The 14,356-nt window shown below is 63.2% G+C and carries 12 protein-coding genes and 1 tRNA gene; 11 read left to right on the top strand and 2 right to left on the bottom strand.

Annotated features, from left to right (window positions below):
- The first annotated feature begins 43 nt into the window (after positions 1–43).
- Positions 44–1,123 (top strand): AbrB family transcriptional regulator, encoded by a 1,080-nt coding sequence (locus PVV74_RS06785; RefSeq protein ID WP_274592676.1) that lies wholly within the window; start codon positions 44–46, stop codon positions 1,121–1,123.
- Here the strand turns inward: PVV74_RS06785 and PVV74_RS06780 are convergent.
- Together PVV74_RS06780 and PVV74_RS06775 are read right to left on the bottom strand one after the other, a co-directional pair.
- Entirely contained in the window at positions 1,085–1,510 is a 426-nt protein-coding gene (locus PVV74_RS06780) for a hypothetical protein (RefSeq protein ID WP_274592675.1), read from the bottom strand. The two genes, PVV74_RS06785 and PVV74_RS06780, sit on opposite strands and share 39 nt — an antisense overlap.
- 14 nt (positions 1,511–1,524) lie before the next feature.
- Positions 1,525–2,286: an IclR family transcriptional regulator gene (locus PVV74_RS06775; protein WP_274592674.1), complete on the bottom strand. Its 762-nt coding sequence runs from the start codon at positions 2,284–2,286 to the stop codon at positions 1,525–1,527.
- Positions 2,287–2,429: 143 nt separating this feature from the next.
- On the opposite strand from PVV74_RS06775, the gene PVV74_RS06770 reads away from it, so the two are divergent.
- From PVV74_RS06770 to PVV74_RS06725, 10 genes are all read left to right on the top strand, one after another.
- Complete coding sequence (locus PVV74_RS06770; protein WP_274592673.1) at positions 2,430–3,950, top strand: ABC transporter substrate-binding protein; 1,521 nt, start codon at positions 2,430–2,432, stop codon at positions 3,948–3,950.
- A gap of 108 nt (positions 3,951–4,058) precedes the next feature.
- On the top strand, positions 4,059–4,976 hold the full coding sequence (locus PVV74_RS06765) for an ABC transporter permease (RefSeq protein WP_274592672.1): 918 nt from the start codon (positions 4,059–4,061) through the stop codon (positions 4,974–4,976).
- Between the two features lies 1 nt (position 4,977).
- Entirely contained in the window at positions 4,978–5,874 is an 897-nt protein-coding gene (locus PVV74_RS06760; protein WP_274592671.1) for an ABC transporter permease, read from the top strand.
- Positions 5,875–5,878: 4 nt separating this feature from the next.
- Positions 5,879–6,874: an ABC transporter ATP-binding protein gene (locus PVV74_RS06755; protein ID WP_274592670.1), complete on the top strand. Its 996-nt coding sequence runs from the start codon at positions 5,879–5,881 to the stop codon at positions 6,872–6,874.
- Complete coding sequence (locus tag PVV74_RS06750; protein WP_274592669.1) at positions 6,871–7,854, top strand: ABC transporter ATP-binding protein; 984 nt, start codon at positions 6,871–6,873, stop codon at positions 7,852–7,854. The genes PVV74_RS06755 and PVV74_RS06750 overlap by 4 nt, the downstream gene beginning before the upstream one ends.
- The gene (locus PVV74_RS06745; protein WP_274592668.1) at positions 7,851–9,416 is read left to right on the top strand and encodes a gamma-glutamyltransferase; all 1,566 of its coding nucleotides are present in this window, start codon (positions 7,851–7,853) and stop codon (positions 9,414–9,416) included. Before PVV74_RS06750 ends, PVV74_RS06745 begins: the two co-directional genes overlap by 4 nt.
- Complete coding sequence (locus tag PVV74_RS06740) at positions 9,413–10,801, top strand: M20 family metallopeptidase (protein ID WP_274592667.1); 1,389 nt, start codon at positions 9,413–9,415, stop codon at positions 10,799–10,801. The genes PVV74_RS06745 and PVV74_RS06740 overlap by 4 nt, the downstream gene beginning before the upstream one ends.
- 264 nt (positions 10,802–11,065) lie before the next feature.
- Positions 11,066–11,139, top strand: a tRNA-Gly gene (locus tag PVV74_RS06735).
- A 291-nt stretch (positions 11,140–11,430) separates the two neighbouring features.
- Entirely contained in the window at positions 11,431–13,197 is a 1,767-nt protein-coding gene (locus PVV74_RS06730; protein ID WP_425061814.1) for an ABC transporter transmembrane domain-containing protein, read from the top strand.
- A gap of 141 nt (positions 13,198–13,338) precedes the next feature.
- Positions 13,339–14,325, top strand: a complete 987-nt coding sequence (locus PVV74_RS06725) for an NAD(P)H-binding protein (protein WP_274592665.1) — start codon at positions 13,339–13,341, stop codon at positions 14,323–14,325.
- The last annotated feature ends 31 nt before the right edge of the window (positions 14,326–14,356 follow it).

Here is a 14,356-nt window from a genome sequence, read left to right as displayed (position 1 = left end):
AGATGACACCCCCAATCACCTGAAATGTTGTCACGATTTCCAAATGCTCAATAAGATAAGATCGCGCCCGTACTTGAACCGATGCGTTCAACTGTTCATGGTGTACTCTGGCGCGCTTCTATTCGGAATCTTCGCGCATTGGATTCGCTTTCCGCTGCCTTGGATGATCGGGGCGATGGTCTTTGCCTCCTGTGTCCGGCTGGCTGAGCGGCCATTGCCGGTTCCGGGCCAAACGCGTCAGATCGGGCAGATCCTGGTGGCGACATCGGTTGGCTTGTCTTTCACGCCGGATGCGGTGGCCGCGATGGGTTCCTTGTTGGTTCCAATGTTCGGCACCGCGATTGCGACCATTGGCTTGGGGTTCGTAGTCGCGATGTTCCTGATGCGGGTTAGTAAAACCGACGTGGTCACGGCCGTGCTTGCGTCTATACCGATGGGCCCGGTGGAAAGTGCCAATCTGGCGGAGAGGTACGGTGTGCGCCCCGGTCCCGTCGTTTTTGCGCAGACCCTCCGGATCATGCTTTTGGTGGTCCTAATTCCACCAGCGATTGTTGCAATAGACGGGACTATAAAGGACCCAGTCGCAGCCTTGAGCCAAATGAGCTGGACCGCCTCGGGCGCGACTCTCCTGGCAGTGGCAGGTCTGGCTGGAGCGTTTCTTGCCAGAGCAGTACGCCTTGCCAATCCTTTCTTCGTAGGGTCGCTGGGTGGGGCAGCTATGGCCGCAGCCTTCGGTTTTCCGATTACAGCGTATCCCTATCCCATTCTGGTATTGGCCCAGATCTTCTTGGGTGTTTGGCTGGGGGCGGTTTTCGACCGGGATCTTCTGCGAGGCGCACGCGGTTTCATTCCGGGTGCAATTCTAGCATCATTGCTGTTGATTGTCCTATGCGTCGGAATGGGCGTGGCGCTCGCGTGGATTACAGGAGAGACTTGGCAGGTGATGTTGTTATCCACGGCACCAGGTAGTGTCACTGAAATGGCGCTGACTGCGAAAATCCTGCAAGACGGGCTAGCAGTTGTAACAGCGTTTCATGTGGTCCGGATTTTCATTATCTTGCCGTTTGCCGGAAGTATTATTGGGCTAACCGTACGATTTTTTGGGCAATCGGAACCTCGGTAGAACGAAGAAAAATTCTTCGTATCGTTGATACTTGTTCCATCTAAACATACCAAAAAACAATTCATTAGCGAACGGGCGATGAAATTTGTCTCGAGATTTATCGAGTATGCCAATAGTGCCGTGCGACATGCTGATCAGACGCCTGGTAATTTTTGCATAACGTTCATTATGGTAACGGCGTCGTAGGGCGGAGAGCGGTCGTTCGCTACGCACTTCGCGAACGGCCGCAAGAGCGCAGGAACCGGTGGTTGCGTTGTCAGATTTTCCGGTTGGGGCGACGGCGATCGCGGGAAAAATTTGCTTGGCTGGGTTGATCATTGCGGCTGCTGCCAGCGCTTCGGCGCCAAGGGTATCAAATCCTCGGAAACACAGCTTGGCACCTGCCACCACCCGTAAGCCGTTCAGCCGAGAATTGCGGCCGCCGTGTCAAGCAAGTTCGGCAGAAATTTCTCAAGTACCTGCTTTTCATTGTACGCAATGCCGGAGATGGAGATCTGCACCGCTGCATGGGCTTGGCCATCTGTGCCTCTCACAGGTGCGGCGAGACTGATTTCATTGAGCAACATCTGATCCCGCGTGATGCAGTATCCGTCTTCGCGGGTCGACTTTATGCTTCTTGCGATTTCACTTCGGTTCATGAGCGTCTTCCGCGTCGCCTGAACCAGAGGCCAGCGGGCGCAGGCTTGATCGATGTCCTCATTGCTTCGGGTCGATAGCATCACCCGCCCGGAGGCCGTGTTCAGCGCGGGCACACGCCGCCCCACGACACTCGCCGCGAAATGCGTTCGCTGGTTGGGCAGCCGCAACGAGTAGATGATATGGTCGCCCGAGATCTGCGCGAGGTTCACCGTCTCGCCCCAGGCCCGGCTGAATTCGATCAGCTTGGGCAGGGCGCGGGCAATCAGAGGGTCGGACCAGTAATAAGCATAGGCCAGCTCGAGCCACGCCTGGCTTGGGCGGTACAGACGCGATTTCGGATCGCGGTCCAGCATCCCCTCGACATGCAGCGTGTGTGCCATCCGCTGCACTGCGCTTTTCTCCAGCCCGGTGCGCTCCACCAAGTCGGTGAGCGACAATGCGACATGTGATTCGTCGAATGCCCGAAGTATCTGAAGGCCCCGGGCAAGCGTACTCGCGTAGAGGCTATCCTTTTTCTTTTCCATGCTTTTCCTCCCGCTTGGGCTGTACCACGCCGGAGAGATTCACCCGGCCCTTGACGTCAGCCCGTTACCCATTGCTATACTGATCAAATAACAATCGGCAATATCAAATAGTGATAACTGCCATCATGCAACAGGGAGTCCCCATGCTCGGAAAGACCACAACAACCGCAACTCTCCTTGCCTCGGTCCTGGCGGCCGGCGCCGCCATGCCCGCTCTCGCGGACAAGGCCTCGGGCACGCTCAACGTCGCCTTCACCAAGGAGCTGGAGAACGTCGACAGCTACTTCAATTCGTCGCGCGAAGGTGTCGTGCTGCAACGCGCCATCTGGGACGGGCTGATCTATCGCGATCCTGAAACCAACGAATATGTCGGCAACCTCGCGACCAGCTGGGAGTGGATCGACGACACGACGCTGGAATTCAAGCTGCGCGAGGGCGTCACCTTTCACAACGGCGAGGCATTCAACGCCGATGACGTGGTCTACACGGTCAACTTCGTCGCCAAGGAAGAAAGCGGCGTGAAGACGCAGCGCAACGTCAATTGGATGGAATCGGCCGAGAAAATCGACGAGTACACCGTACGCATCAACCTCAAGGACAAGTTCCCGGCGGCGATCGAATTCCTGTCCGGCCCGGTTTCGATGTACCCCGATGAGTATTACGCCGAGGCCGGTCCCTCCGGCATGGGGCTGAAGCCCGTCGGCACCGGCCCCTACAAGGCGGTCGATGTCACGCCGGGCCAGCGTTTCGTGCTGGAAGCCAACGAGGACTACCACGACAGCCCCAAGGGCCAGCCCGAGATCGAGAAGATCGATATCCGCACCATTCCGGATGTAAACACGCAGATGGCGGAACTCTTCTCCGGTTCGCTCGACCTGATCTGGCAGGTGCCCGCCGACCAGGCCAACAAGCTGGCCACGCGGGATGAGCTGACCGTTGCCAACGAATCCACCATGCGCGTGGGATACCTGCAGATGGATTCGGCGGGCCGCTCGGGCGAGAACCCGTTCACCAACAAGCTGGTGCGCGAGGCCGTCAATTACGCCATCAACCGGCAGGAACTCGTCGATGCGCTTCTGCAAGGCGCCTCGCAGGTGGTCTATACGCCCTGTTTCCCCAGCCAGTTCGGCTGTAACCAGGACGTGACCGAGTACGAATACGATCCCGAGAAGGCCGAAGAACTGCTGGCCGAGGCAGGCTATCCCGATGGCTTCACCGTCGATTTCTACGCATATCGCGACCGTCAGTATGCCGAGGCGATCACCTCGTACCTGAACGCCGTCGGCATCCAGACCAACTTCAACATGCTGCAATATTCGGCCCTGCGTGAACTCAACATGAACGGCGAGGTGCCGATCTCGTTCCAGACATGGGGCAGCTATTCGATCAACGACGCCTCCGCGATGGTCAGCCAGTTTTTCAAGCACGGCTCGCTGGACAGCACGCGGGACGACCAGGTGCTTGAATGGCTGGACATCGCCGACAGCTCGACCGACCCGGACGAGCGGGTGGAGTACTACACCAAGGCCCTGCAGCGCATCACCGAAGAAGCCTACTGGGCGCCTATGTTCACCTACAACACGAACTACGTGTTCAAGGATGAAGTCAGCTATACGCCCACGCCCGACGAGGTGCTGCGCTTCGTCGATATGAGCTGGAACTAAGACAGACCAAGGCGAGAGGCCGGTCCCGGCCCCTCGCCCGACCGACCTTCAAGCCAAGATCTCCCTTCCCCGCAACGCGCATCCGGCGCGTCACGCAAAAGGTCCGCCATGCTCACATTCATACTGAAACGCCTCGGACTGGCGGTGCTGGTCGCCTTCACGGTCAGCTTCATCAGCTTCTCGCTGCTGTTTTTGTCCGGCGATCCGGCCGCGGCGCTGGCCGGGGAAACCGCCAGCGGCGAAGATGTCGAGGCGCTGCGCCGCCTTTACGGCTTCGACCGCGCGATGCTGGTGCAATACGGCGACTGGCTGTTTTCCGCTTTGCAGGGGGATTTCGGCGAAAGCTATTATTTCAAGCTGCCGGTCGCCAGCCTGATTGCCGAACGGCTGCAAGTGACCATGACCCTGGGCGTCTGCGGCATCCTCTTTGCCCTGATCACCGCCGTGCCGCTGGGCGTGGTCGCGGCAATCCGACCCAATTCGATCATCGACCGCGTGGCGCTGTTTCTGTCGGTGGCGGGCCAGGCGATGCCGTCGTTCTGGTTCGGCCTGATCCTGATCGTGATCTTCGCGATCCAACTGGGCATGTTGCCGCCCTCCGGCGCGGATAGCTGGCGACATTTCATCATGCCCACAATCGTGCTGGGCTACTACGCCATGCCGGCCATCATGCGCCTGACGCGCGCCGGAATGCTGGATGTTCTCAACTCCGACTATATCCGCACCGCGCGGGCGAAGGGCGCGGGCGAGTCCCGGGTGCTCTTCAAGCACGCGCTGCGCAACGCCATCATCCCGGTGGTCAGCCTTGCCGCCGTGCAGATGGGCTTTATGCTGGGCGGCTCGATCGTGGTCGAAAGCGTCTTCGCCCTGCATGGCGCGGGCTATCTCGCGTGGGAAAGCATCGCCCGCAACGATCTGCCCACCGTGCAGGCGCTGATCCTCGTCTTTTCGATGTTCTACATCGTCTTCACCTTCCTCGCCGACGTTCTGAACGCCTGGCTGGACCCCAGAATGCGGAGCGCCTGACGTGACCGATACGACCGATCCACTCTCCCGCGAGATCGAGGGGCCTTCGCCCCGCCAGATGCTCAAGGCCCGCGCGCTGTCGCACAAGGGGCTGATCCTCGGCATGGTCGTCGTGGGCCTGCTGTTGCTGGTGGCAATCTTCGCGCCATTGCTGGCCCCGCACGACCCCTACGCCCAAAGCCTGATGAAGCGCATGGTGCCCCCGGTCTTCATGGGCGGGACATGGGAACATCCGCTGGGCACCGATCACCTTGGCCGGGATTACCTGTCGCGGCTCATTTACGGCGCCCGCGTGTCGCTCCTGATCGGCGCGGTTGCGGCGCTGATCTCGGGCTTCATCGGCACGGCGATGGGCGTCGCCGCCGGCTATTTCGGCGGCAAGGTCGACGCCGTGGTGACCTTCCTGATCAACGTGCGCCTCGCCATGCCGGTCGTGCTGGTGGCGCTGGCCGTGGTGGCCATCCTGGGCGGCTCGCTCACCGTGGTAATCTGCGTGCTGGGCCTTTTGCTGTGGGACCGTTTCGCGGTGGTCATGCGCGCCTCCACGCTACAGATCAGCCGGCGCGATTACGTCGCCGCCGCACAGGTCATCGGCGCCTCCACCCCGCGCATCGTCCTGACCGAGATCATGCCCAACGTCTTCAACAATCTCATCGTCATCGTGACGCTGGAAATGGCCCACGCCATCCTGCTGGAAGCCGCGCTCAGCTTCCTCGGCCTGGGCGTCCAGCCGCCGATCCCCTCGTGGGGCCTGATGGTGTCCGAGGGCAAGAACATGATGCTGTTCGAGCCGTGGCTGGTGCTGATCCCCGGCGCCGTGCTCTTTGCGCTCGTGCTGGCGATCAACCTCATGGGCGACGGCCTGCGCGACGTCACCGCCCCCGAAGGACGGAGCTGACGACATGTCCGACACACTCCTTTCCGTAAAGAACCTCACGCTCGACATCCCCACCGGGAGCGGCACGCTGCACGCGGTGCGCGGCATCGACTTCGAGATGAAGTGCGGCGAAACGTTGTCCATCGTCGGCGAAAGTGGCTCTGGCAAGTCGCTGACCTCGCTGGCTTTGATGGGCCTTCTGGCCAAGTCGATCAAACGCTCGGCGGACGAGATCCGCTATGACGACATCGACCTTCTGAACGCGAACAACCGCGTGATGCGCGACCTGCGCGGCAACCGCATCGCGATGATTTTCCAGGAACCGATGACCTCGCTCAACCCGGCCTACACCATCGGCGATCAGCTTATGGAAACCCTGCTGCTGCACCGCAATGTCAGCAAGGCCAAGGCCCGCGCCCGCGCCGTGGAACTTCTGGAAAAGGTCGGCATCACCGCCGCCGAAAGCCGCTTGTCGCAATATCCGCACCAGCTGTCGGGCGGCTTGCGCCAGCGCGTGATGATCGCCATGGCCCTGATGTGCGAGCCCGACCTGCTGATCGCGGACGAGCCCACGACCGCGCTCGACGTGACCATCCAGGCCCAGATCCTGCGCCTTCTGGTGGATCTCACGCGCGAGATGAACATGGCGATGATCCTAATCACCCACGACCTCGGCGTCGTGGCCCGCGTGGCCGACAAGGTGGCGGTGATGTATGCTGGCGAACTGGTCGAGACCGGCCCGGCCGAGGCCGTCTTCGCCACCCCCAGCCATCCCTATACCCGCGGCCTTTTGCGCTGCATCCCGCAACCGGGCAAGACCGAACGCGGTGCGGCGCTCGGCACCATCGCGGGCATCGTGCCCTCGCTGGTGGGCGACGTCACCGGCTGCGCCTTCCGCACGCGCTGTCCTCACGCGATCCCGGCCTGCCGCGAAGCCATCCCTCTGCGCGGCACCGACAGTCACGACTTTCGCTGCGTCCACGCCGATGGCGCCCTCTCCAAGGAAGGAGACGCCGCATGAGCGAGATCCTCACCCTTGATCACGTCAAGAAAACCTACAGCGTCAAGCAGGGGCTTTTCGGCAAGCGCAGGCCGCTGTCAGCGGTCAATGACGTCACCCTCTCGATCCGCAAGGGCGAGGTGCTGGGCCTTGTCGGTGAATCCGGCTGCGGCAAGTCGACCCTCGCCAAGCTGCTCCTCGGGCTCGAAAAACCGACCGATGGCAAGGTGCTGGTCGAAGGCGAGAACATGCAGGATCTGGACCGCCGCGCCCTCGCCGGGCGACTTCAGCCGATTTTCCAGGACCCGTATTCCTCGCTCAACCCGCGCAAGTCGATCTACGACCTGATCTCGCTGCCTCTGCGCGTGCACGGCATCGGCGACGCCGCCAGCCAGCGCAAGGCGGTCGAGGAAATCCTCGACATCGTGGGCCTGCCCGCCCGTGTCATCAACACCTATCCCAGCCAGATGTCCGGCGGCCAGCGCCAGCGCGTGGCCATCGCCCGGGCGCTGGTAATGAAGCCCGAGATCGTCATCTGCGACGAACCCACCTCGGCGCTGGACGTGTCGGTGCAAAGCCAGATCCTAAACCTGCTGGCCGATCTGCGCCGTGACTTCGGGCTGACTTATCTCTTCATCTCGCACGACCTCGCGGTTGTCGAACACCTCGCCACGCGCGTCGCGGTGATGTATCTCGGCCGCATCGTCGAAGAGGCTCCGGTGGCCGACCTCTTCGAGCGTCCGCGCCACCCTTACACGCAGGCGTTGCTCAGCTCGGTCCTGACGCCCGACCCGACGCAGGGCGTGCCCGAAACCTCGCTCGGCACCGCCTATCCCAACCCCATCGATCCGCCCTCGGGCTGCGCCTTCCACCCGCGCTGCCCGCACGCCACGCCGCATTGCGCGGCGCAGGCGCCCCGGCCCCTGCAAACCGAGTCGGGGCTGGTCGAATGTCACCTGCACGACCCCGAAAGCCCGATGTATGAAAAGGGCGCCGCATGAGCGCATTGTCCCGAACGCAGACGGTCGCCAAGCACGTCATCGAAACCCCCGGCGGCGTGGTCGCCGCGCAGCACCGCCTTGCCGCCGAGGCGGGCGCCGAAGCTCTGCGCGCGGGCGGTGACGCGGTCGATGCCGCCGTGGCCACTTCGTTCGCTATCGGCGTGCTGGAACCGTGGATGAGCGGCCCTGCCGGCGGCGGCGCGGCGGTCCACTGGCGCGCCGACACGGGCGAGGCGGTGGCGATCAATTTCGGCATGCGCTCACCCAAGAACCTCGACGTGGCCGACTATCCCCTGTCCGGCGAAGGCAAGGCCGGCGATCTGTTCCCGTGGGAGCGGGTCGTGAATGACCGCAACGTCGAAGGCGCCACCGCCATCGCCGTGCCCGGCGTGGTGGACGGGATCGGGCAGGCCCATGACCGGTGGGGCCGCATGCCCTGGGCCGACCTTCTGGCCCCCGCGATCGCCTATGCCCGAGAAGGCATGCTGGTGGACTGGTACGCCGCGCTCCTGATTGCGTCGGTGGCCCGCAACCTCGCCGCCGACGCCGATGCCGCCGCGCTCTTTCTCGATGACGGAACGTGGCCAAAGGGCTCGGGCTGGACCGCGATCCCGGACAATCGGCTCGATCAGACCGCCATGGCCGACATGCTGGAAACCCTGGCCCGCGGCGGTCCGCGCAGCTTCTACGACGGCGATATCGCCCGGGCCCTAGCCAGCGACGTGCGGGCCAAGGGCGGCAGCCTGTCGGCTGACGACCTCTCGGGCTACCGCGCCTGGATGGGGCCCCCGCAACGCGTGCCGTACCGCGACGCGCTTTTCCACGTCATGCCCGGCCTTACCGCCGGGCCCACCTTCGCCCGCGTGATGGAGCAGCTCTCGGAACAAGACCTTTCCAGCCCTGAACGGGCCTTCCCCGCCTATGCAAGCGCCCTGGACCGCGCCTATGCCGAGCGGCTGGGCAAGATGGGCGATACCGGCGAAGTGGCGGAGGCGCCCGGTTGCACCACCCATTTCTCCATCGTTGACCGCGCCGGGAACATGGTCGCAAACACCCAGACCCTGCTGTCGATCTTCGGCAGCCGCGTGGTCTCGCCCACAACCGGCCTTTTGATGAACAACGGCATCATGTGGTTCGACCCAGAGCCGGGCAAACCCAACTCGCTGGCCCCGAACAAGGCCTGCCTGATGAATGTTTGTCCCATCCTCGGCCACCAGGGCCCGCGCCACTTCGCGCTCGGCGCCTCGGGCGGGCGCAAGATCGTCTCGGCAGTTTCTCAGATGGCCTCGTTCATCGCCGACCGCGGCATGGATATCGAGGGCGCATTTCACGCCCCCCGCATCGACGTCTCGGGCGGCGGCACCGCAATCGCCGACGACACGCTGCCCGCCTCGGTTCTGTCGGCCATCGAACAGGTGATGCCGGTGCAGACCACCCGGCGTACCGTCCTGCCCTATGCCTTTGCCTGTCCCGCCGGCGTCATGCGCGATGATGCCGTGAACACGGGATGTACCGAAATCATGTCACCCTGGGGTGACGCAGTTCTGGAAGACCCTCAATGACCCGCGACACCGCCATCACCAACGCCACCGAGTATTTCGACGCCGGCACGTTCCAGTCCGACCTGTCGCACCTCGTGGCCTTCCGCAGCGAAAGCCAGAACCCCGCCCCCGAGGCCCGCGCAGAGGCGCAGCGCTACCTTGTCGAGGCGATGCAGCCCCGGCTGGAGGCGATGGGCTTTGCCTGCGAGATCGTCGACAACCCCAACCCCAAGGGCGGGCCGCTGCTCTTGGGTGAACGGGTCGAGGGTGACGACCTGCCCACGGTCCTGACCTATGGCCACGGCGACACCGTGCTGGGACAGGAGGGTATGTGGCGCGACGGATTGCAACCCTGGGAGATCACCGAAGAAGGCGACCGCCTCTACGGGCGCGGCACCGCCGACAACAAGAGCCAGCACCTGATCAACATCGCCGCGCTCGAATCCGTCCTCGCGGCACGTGGCAGCCTCGGCTTCAACACCCGCATCGTCATCGAGATGAGCGAGGAGGTCGGCTCTGTCGGCCTGCCCGAGATCTTCCGCACCTACAAGGACCGCCTGACGGCGGATGTGCTGATCGCCTCGGACGGGCCGCGTCTGCAACCCGGGGTGCCCACCATGTTCATGGGCTCGCGGGGCGGCACCACCTTCGATCTCGTGGTCGAAACCCACGAAGGAGCGCACCATTCCGGCAACTGGGGCGGCCTGCTGGCGGACCCGGCAATGATCCTTGCCCATGCGCTGGCCTGCATCACCGATGCGCGCGGACAGATCAAGGTGCCCGAATGGCGCCCAGACAGCCTGACCGACACGGTCCGCGACGCCCTGCGTGATCTGCCCGTCCAAGGCGGCGAAGGCCCCGATGTCGACCCTAACTGGGGCGAGGAAGGCCTGACCCCCGCCGAACGCGTGTTCGGCTGGAACAGCTTTGCCGTGCTCGCAATGGTCTCGGGCGTGCCCGACGCGCCGGTCAACGCGATATCGGGCTGGGCGCGGGCCACCTGCCAGCTGCGCTTCGTCGTCGGCACCGATCCCGAGGATGTGGTCCCCGCCCTGCGCCGCCACCTCGACGCGCACGGCTTTGAGCGGGTCCGGATCCGCCTCCACGATCGCGGCTTCTTCGCCGCAACCCGGCTGGATCCCACGCACCCTTGGGCGCAGTTCGTCGGCGCCTCGATCCGCGAAACGGCAGGGGATTTGCATGTGCTGCCCAACCTTGCCGGATCCCTGCCCAACGATAGCTTCACCGACATTCTTGAGTTGCCGACGATCTGGGTGCCGCATTCCTATCGCGGCTGCTCGCAGCATGCGCCGAATGAGCACGTGCTAAAGCCTGTCTGCCGGGATGCTCTGCGAGTAATGGCAGGCCTGTTCTGGGATGTCGGTGAAAAGCCGACGCCTCACTGACTGACAGTCGATGACACCCCCTTCGGCCTCGGAGAGCGACCGCCACACGGCCCAGGAAGCCAGAGTTGCCATGTGGGCCCCAACGCCCGTTTTTCCGCATATCTGACCTTCACGCGCTGAACGATGCTGCGCTCTGCGGCCCACGACCGCTTTCGGAAAGCCGCGCTGCGGCGCCAGCTTTTGGCGCGAATGACCGCAATGGGCCGTTTGCTCACGTTGCACTTGACCCCGCCTAGTGCATGAAATACTCCTCTGAATTGTTGAGCGGGCGTTGTGTAATGGTAAGACCTCAGCCTTCCAAGCTGATGATACGGGTTCGATTCCCGTCGCCCGCTCCAAAAATTCATTTCCGACAGTTTGCCGACAAAATCCTTAAGTGCATACGTTTTAGTATTTGAAATAATGATATAAAATCTCTTCTGCGCATCTGTCTTCCAAGCTGATGATACGGGTTCGATTCCCGTCGCCCGCTCCAGTTTTCCGACGCCTTACTGCCTTTCGATAGCTGTGCCCGATTGTCCGCGTGGGGGTTACACCCTTGACCCCGGCGACGTGCCCGGCCATGACAAGGGCCGGACGAAAAATACGCGCGGGGATCCATGGTAAGACGGGCCGAAAACGGCGCAGACATGATCGAGCGGGAGGGGTCGAAGCGCATGGGGGTGCTGTCGGAACTCTGGCCGTTTTTGCAACCTTACCGACGATTGCTGGCATTGGCGGTACTGGCACTTGTGATGACGGCCTGTGTTTCGCTGGTGCTGCCCTTGGCAGTGCGGCGCGTGGTCGATAATTTCTCGGTCGAGGACGGGGCAATCCTGGACAGATATTTTCTGGCCGCGGTCGGTATTGCGGGGCTGCTCGCCATCGGAACGGGGCTGCGCTATGCGTTGGTGACGCGGCTCGGCGAACGGGTGGTGGCGGACATGCGCAAGGCGGTGTTCGACAAGGTGATCGGGCTGAGCCCGGCCTTTTACGAGCGTACCATGACGGGCGAGATCCTGAGCCGCGTGACCACGGATACGACGCTGATCCTTTCGGTGATCGGATCGTCGATTTCGATCGCGCTTCGGAACTTGCTGATCTTTGCGGGCGGGCTGGCGCTGATGCTGTTCACCTCGGCCAAGCTGACCGGGATGGTGCTGCTCTTGGTGCCGCTGATCATCGTGCCGATCCTGACGCTGGGGCGGAGGCTGCGCAAATTGAGCCGAGAGAACCAGGACTGGATCGCGGCCAGTTCAGGCAATGCCTCCGAGGCGCTCTTGAACGTGCAGACGGTGCAGGCTTTCACCCACGAAGGGGCCAGCCGGGCGGCGTTCTCGGACGTGACGGAGCGGAGCTTTGACGTGGCCCGGCGGCGTATCTGGGTGCGGGCGCTGATGACGGTTATCGTTATTTTCCTTGTGTTTACGGGCATTGTCTGCGTGCTCTGGATCGGGGCACGGGACGTTCGCGCCGGCGAGATGACGGCGGGCACACTTGTGCAGTTCGTCATCTACTCGGTCATGGTGGCCGGTGGCGTGGCGGCCCTGTCGGAGATCTGGGGGGAGTTGCAGCGGGCGGCCGGGGCGACGGAACGGCTGGTGGAGCTGTTGCAGGCCGAGGACGAGGTACAGGATCCGGTCCGGCCCGAGACGCTGCCGCGTCCGGTCAAGGGGCGCGTCGCCTTCGAGAATGTCAGCTTCACCTATCCCACGAGGCCGGATGCCCCGGCGCTGCATGAATTGAACCTGGTAATCGAACCCGGGGAGACGGTGGCGCTTGTGGGGCCGTCCGGGGCGGGCAAGACCACGATCATCCAGATGATCCAGCGTTTTTATGACCCGCAATCGGGGCAGGTGACGCTCGACGGTGTATCGCTCGATCAGATGGCGCGACCGGACTTCCGGGCGGAACTGTCGCTGGTGCCGCAGGAACCGGTGATCTTTGCCGCCTCGGCGCGTGACAACATCCGGTTCGGGCGGATCGACGCAGAGGATTCCCAAGTCGAGGCCGCGGCAAGGGCTGCCGCGGCACACGAGTTCATCATGGCGTTGCCGGAAGGGTATGACACGTACCTGGGCGAGCGCGGTGTGATGCTGTCGGGCGGGCAGAAACAAAGGGTGGCGATTGCCCGCGCGATCCTGCGGGATGCACCCGTGCTGCTGCTGGATGAGGCGACCTCGGCGCTGGATGCCGAGAGCGAACGGGCGGTGCAGCAGGCGGTCGACGGGCTGGCCAAGGATCGTACGACGGTGATCGTGGCGCACCGGCTGGCCACGGTGAAGAAGGCCGACCGGATCATCGTGATGGAGCAGGGGCGCATCGTGGCGGAAGGCACGCATGACAGCCTAGTGGCCGAGGACGGGCTGTATGCCCGGCTGGCGCGGTTGCAGTTCACGGACGGGGCGGCGGCGTAAGGCGGAGCCAAAAGCTTTGTGAAAGCTTTTGGCAAATCCTTTTTGAAAGGATTTCAGCGGTGCGCCGACCGTGAGTGCTCCTCGTTTGGTTTGCAACCGTGGCTTGGTGTAGTCTTGGCAAGCCATGACCGGGTTTCATTGATGCAAGACGATCCAGCCTACTTTTCAAAGCCCTCGGGCGCGTCGGTGCGTGTTGTGCTTTTGGGCGCGAGCGGCACGATCGGGCGGGCGGTTCTTGAGGCGTTGCTGGCGGATGGGCATGACGTGATCTGCCCGCTGCGTCGCGCGGACCCGGCGGTATCCGAACGCGTTCGGTGCGTCGTCGGGGACGTGTCGGCGCCGGATCTTTTGGCCGAGGCGATGCACGGGGCCGATGTGGTGATCAGTTGCCTGGCGTCGCGGTCGGGCGCGCCCGGCGATGCGTGGACAGTGGATCATGGGCTGAACGCGGCGGCCTTGCGAGCGGCGAAGGCACGGGAGGTGCGCCGTTTCGTGTTGTTGTCGGCGATCTGCGTGCAAAAGCCGGTGCTGGCGTTCCAGAAGGCCAAGCTGGCCTTCGAGGCGGAATTGCAGGCCTCAAGCCTGTGCCACGTGATCGTGCGGCCCGCGGCGTTTTTCAAATCTCTGTCCGGGCAGATGGACAGGATGCGGGCGGGCAAGCCCTACCTTGCCTTCGGTGACGGCCGGTTGACTGCCTGCAAACCGATAAGCGACGCCGATTTGGCGCGATTCCTGGTGAACGCGCTGACGAATCCGGCCTGTGACAACCGCATCCTGCCGGTGGGCGGGCCCGGTCCGGCGCTGACGCCCGAAGAACAGGGCCGGTTGCTGGCCGATTCGCTGGGCGTGCCGTTCCGGATGAAGCGGATGCCGGTTGGCTTGCTTGACGCTATCATTGCCACGTTGAGTGTTACCGGAAGGTTAAACAGGCGTGCCCGGGCCAAGACGGAGCTGGCGCGGATCGGGCGGTACTACGCGACCGAGTCGATGCTGGTCTGGGATGACACCCGGCAATGCTATGATGCTGACGCCACGCCGGAATTCGGGCAGGACCGTTTGGGGGACTTCTATGCAAGGCTCGCGGCGGGTGAGGTCGTGCTGGAGCGGGGCGACCATGCGGTGTTCTGAACTGGTCAAGCGCATGCGGATCGGGTAGGGG

This window comes from Roseovarius sp. SK2 (assembly GCF_028807495.1).
GTDB classification, from domain to species: Bacteria; Pseudomonadota; Alphaproteobacteria; order Rhodobacterales; family Rhodobacteraceae; genus Roseovarius; species Roseovarius confluentis.
Note: the sequence above shows the minus strand (reverse complement) of the source record. Positions and strands in the feature narration are given on the sequence as shown.

What these genes read in the sequence shown, in the direction of transcription:
- PVV74_RS06725 (WP_274592665.1), top strand. Translation starts at nt 13,339, where the DNA reads ATGCAAGACGATCCAGCCTACTTTTCAAAGCCCTCGGGCGCGTCGGTG.
- PVV74_RS06740 (WP_274592667.1), top strand. Translation starts at nt 9,413, where the DNA reads ATGACCCGCGACACCGCCATCACCAACGCCACCGAGTATTTCGACGCC.
- PVV74_RS06785 (WP_274592676.1), top strand. Translation starts at nt 44, where the DNA reads ATGCTCAATAAGATAAGATCGCGCCCGTACTTGAACCGATGCGTTCAA.
- PVV74_RS06765 (WP_274592672.1), top strand. Translation starts at nt 4,059, where the DNA reads ATGCTCACATTCATACTGAAACGCCTCGGACTGGCGGTGCTGGTCGCC.
- PVV74_RS06730 (WP_425061814.1), top strand. Translation starts at nt 11,431, where the DNA reads ATGATCGAGCGGGAGGGGTCGAAGCGCATGGGGGTGCTGTCGGAACTC.
- PVV74_RS06755 (WP_274592670.1), top strand. Translation starts at nt 5,879, where the DNA reads ATGTCCGACACACTCCTTTCCGTAAAGAACCTCACGCTCGACATCCCC.
- PVV74_RS06770 (WP_274592673.1), top strand. Translation starts at nt 2,430, where the DNA reads ATGCTCGGAAAGACCACAACAACCGCAACTCTCCTTGCCTCGGTCCTG.
- PVV74_RS06775 (WP_274592674.1), bottom strand. Translation starts at nt 2,286, where the DNA reads ATGGAAAAGAAAAAGGATAGCCTCTACGCGAGTACGCTTGCCCGGGGC.
- PVV74_RS06750 (WP_274592669.1), top strand. Translation starts at nt 6,871, where the DNA reads ATGAGCGAGATCCTCACCCTTGATCACGTCAAGAAAACCTACAGCGTC.
- PVV74_RS06745 (WP_274592668.1), top strand. Translation starts at nt 7,851, where the DNA reads ATGAGCGCATTGTCCCGAACGCAGACGGTCGCCAAGCACGTCATCGAA.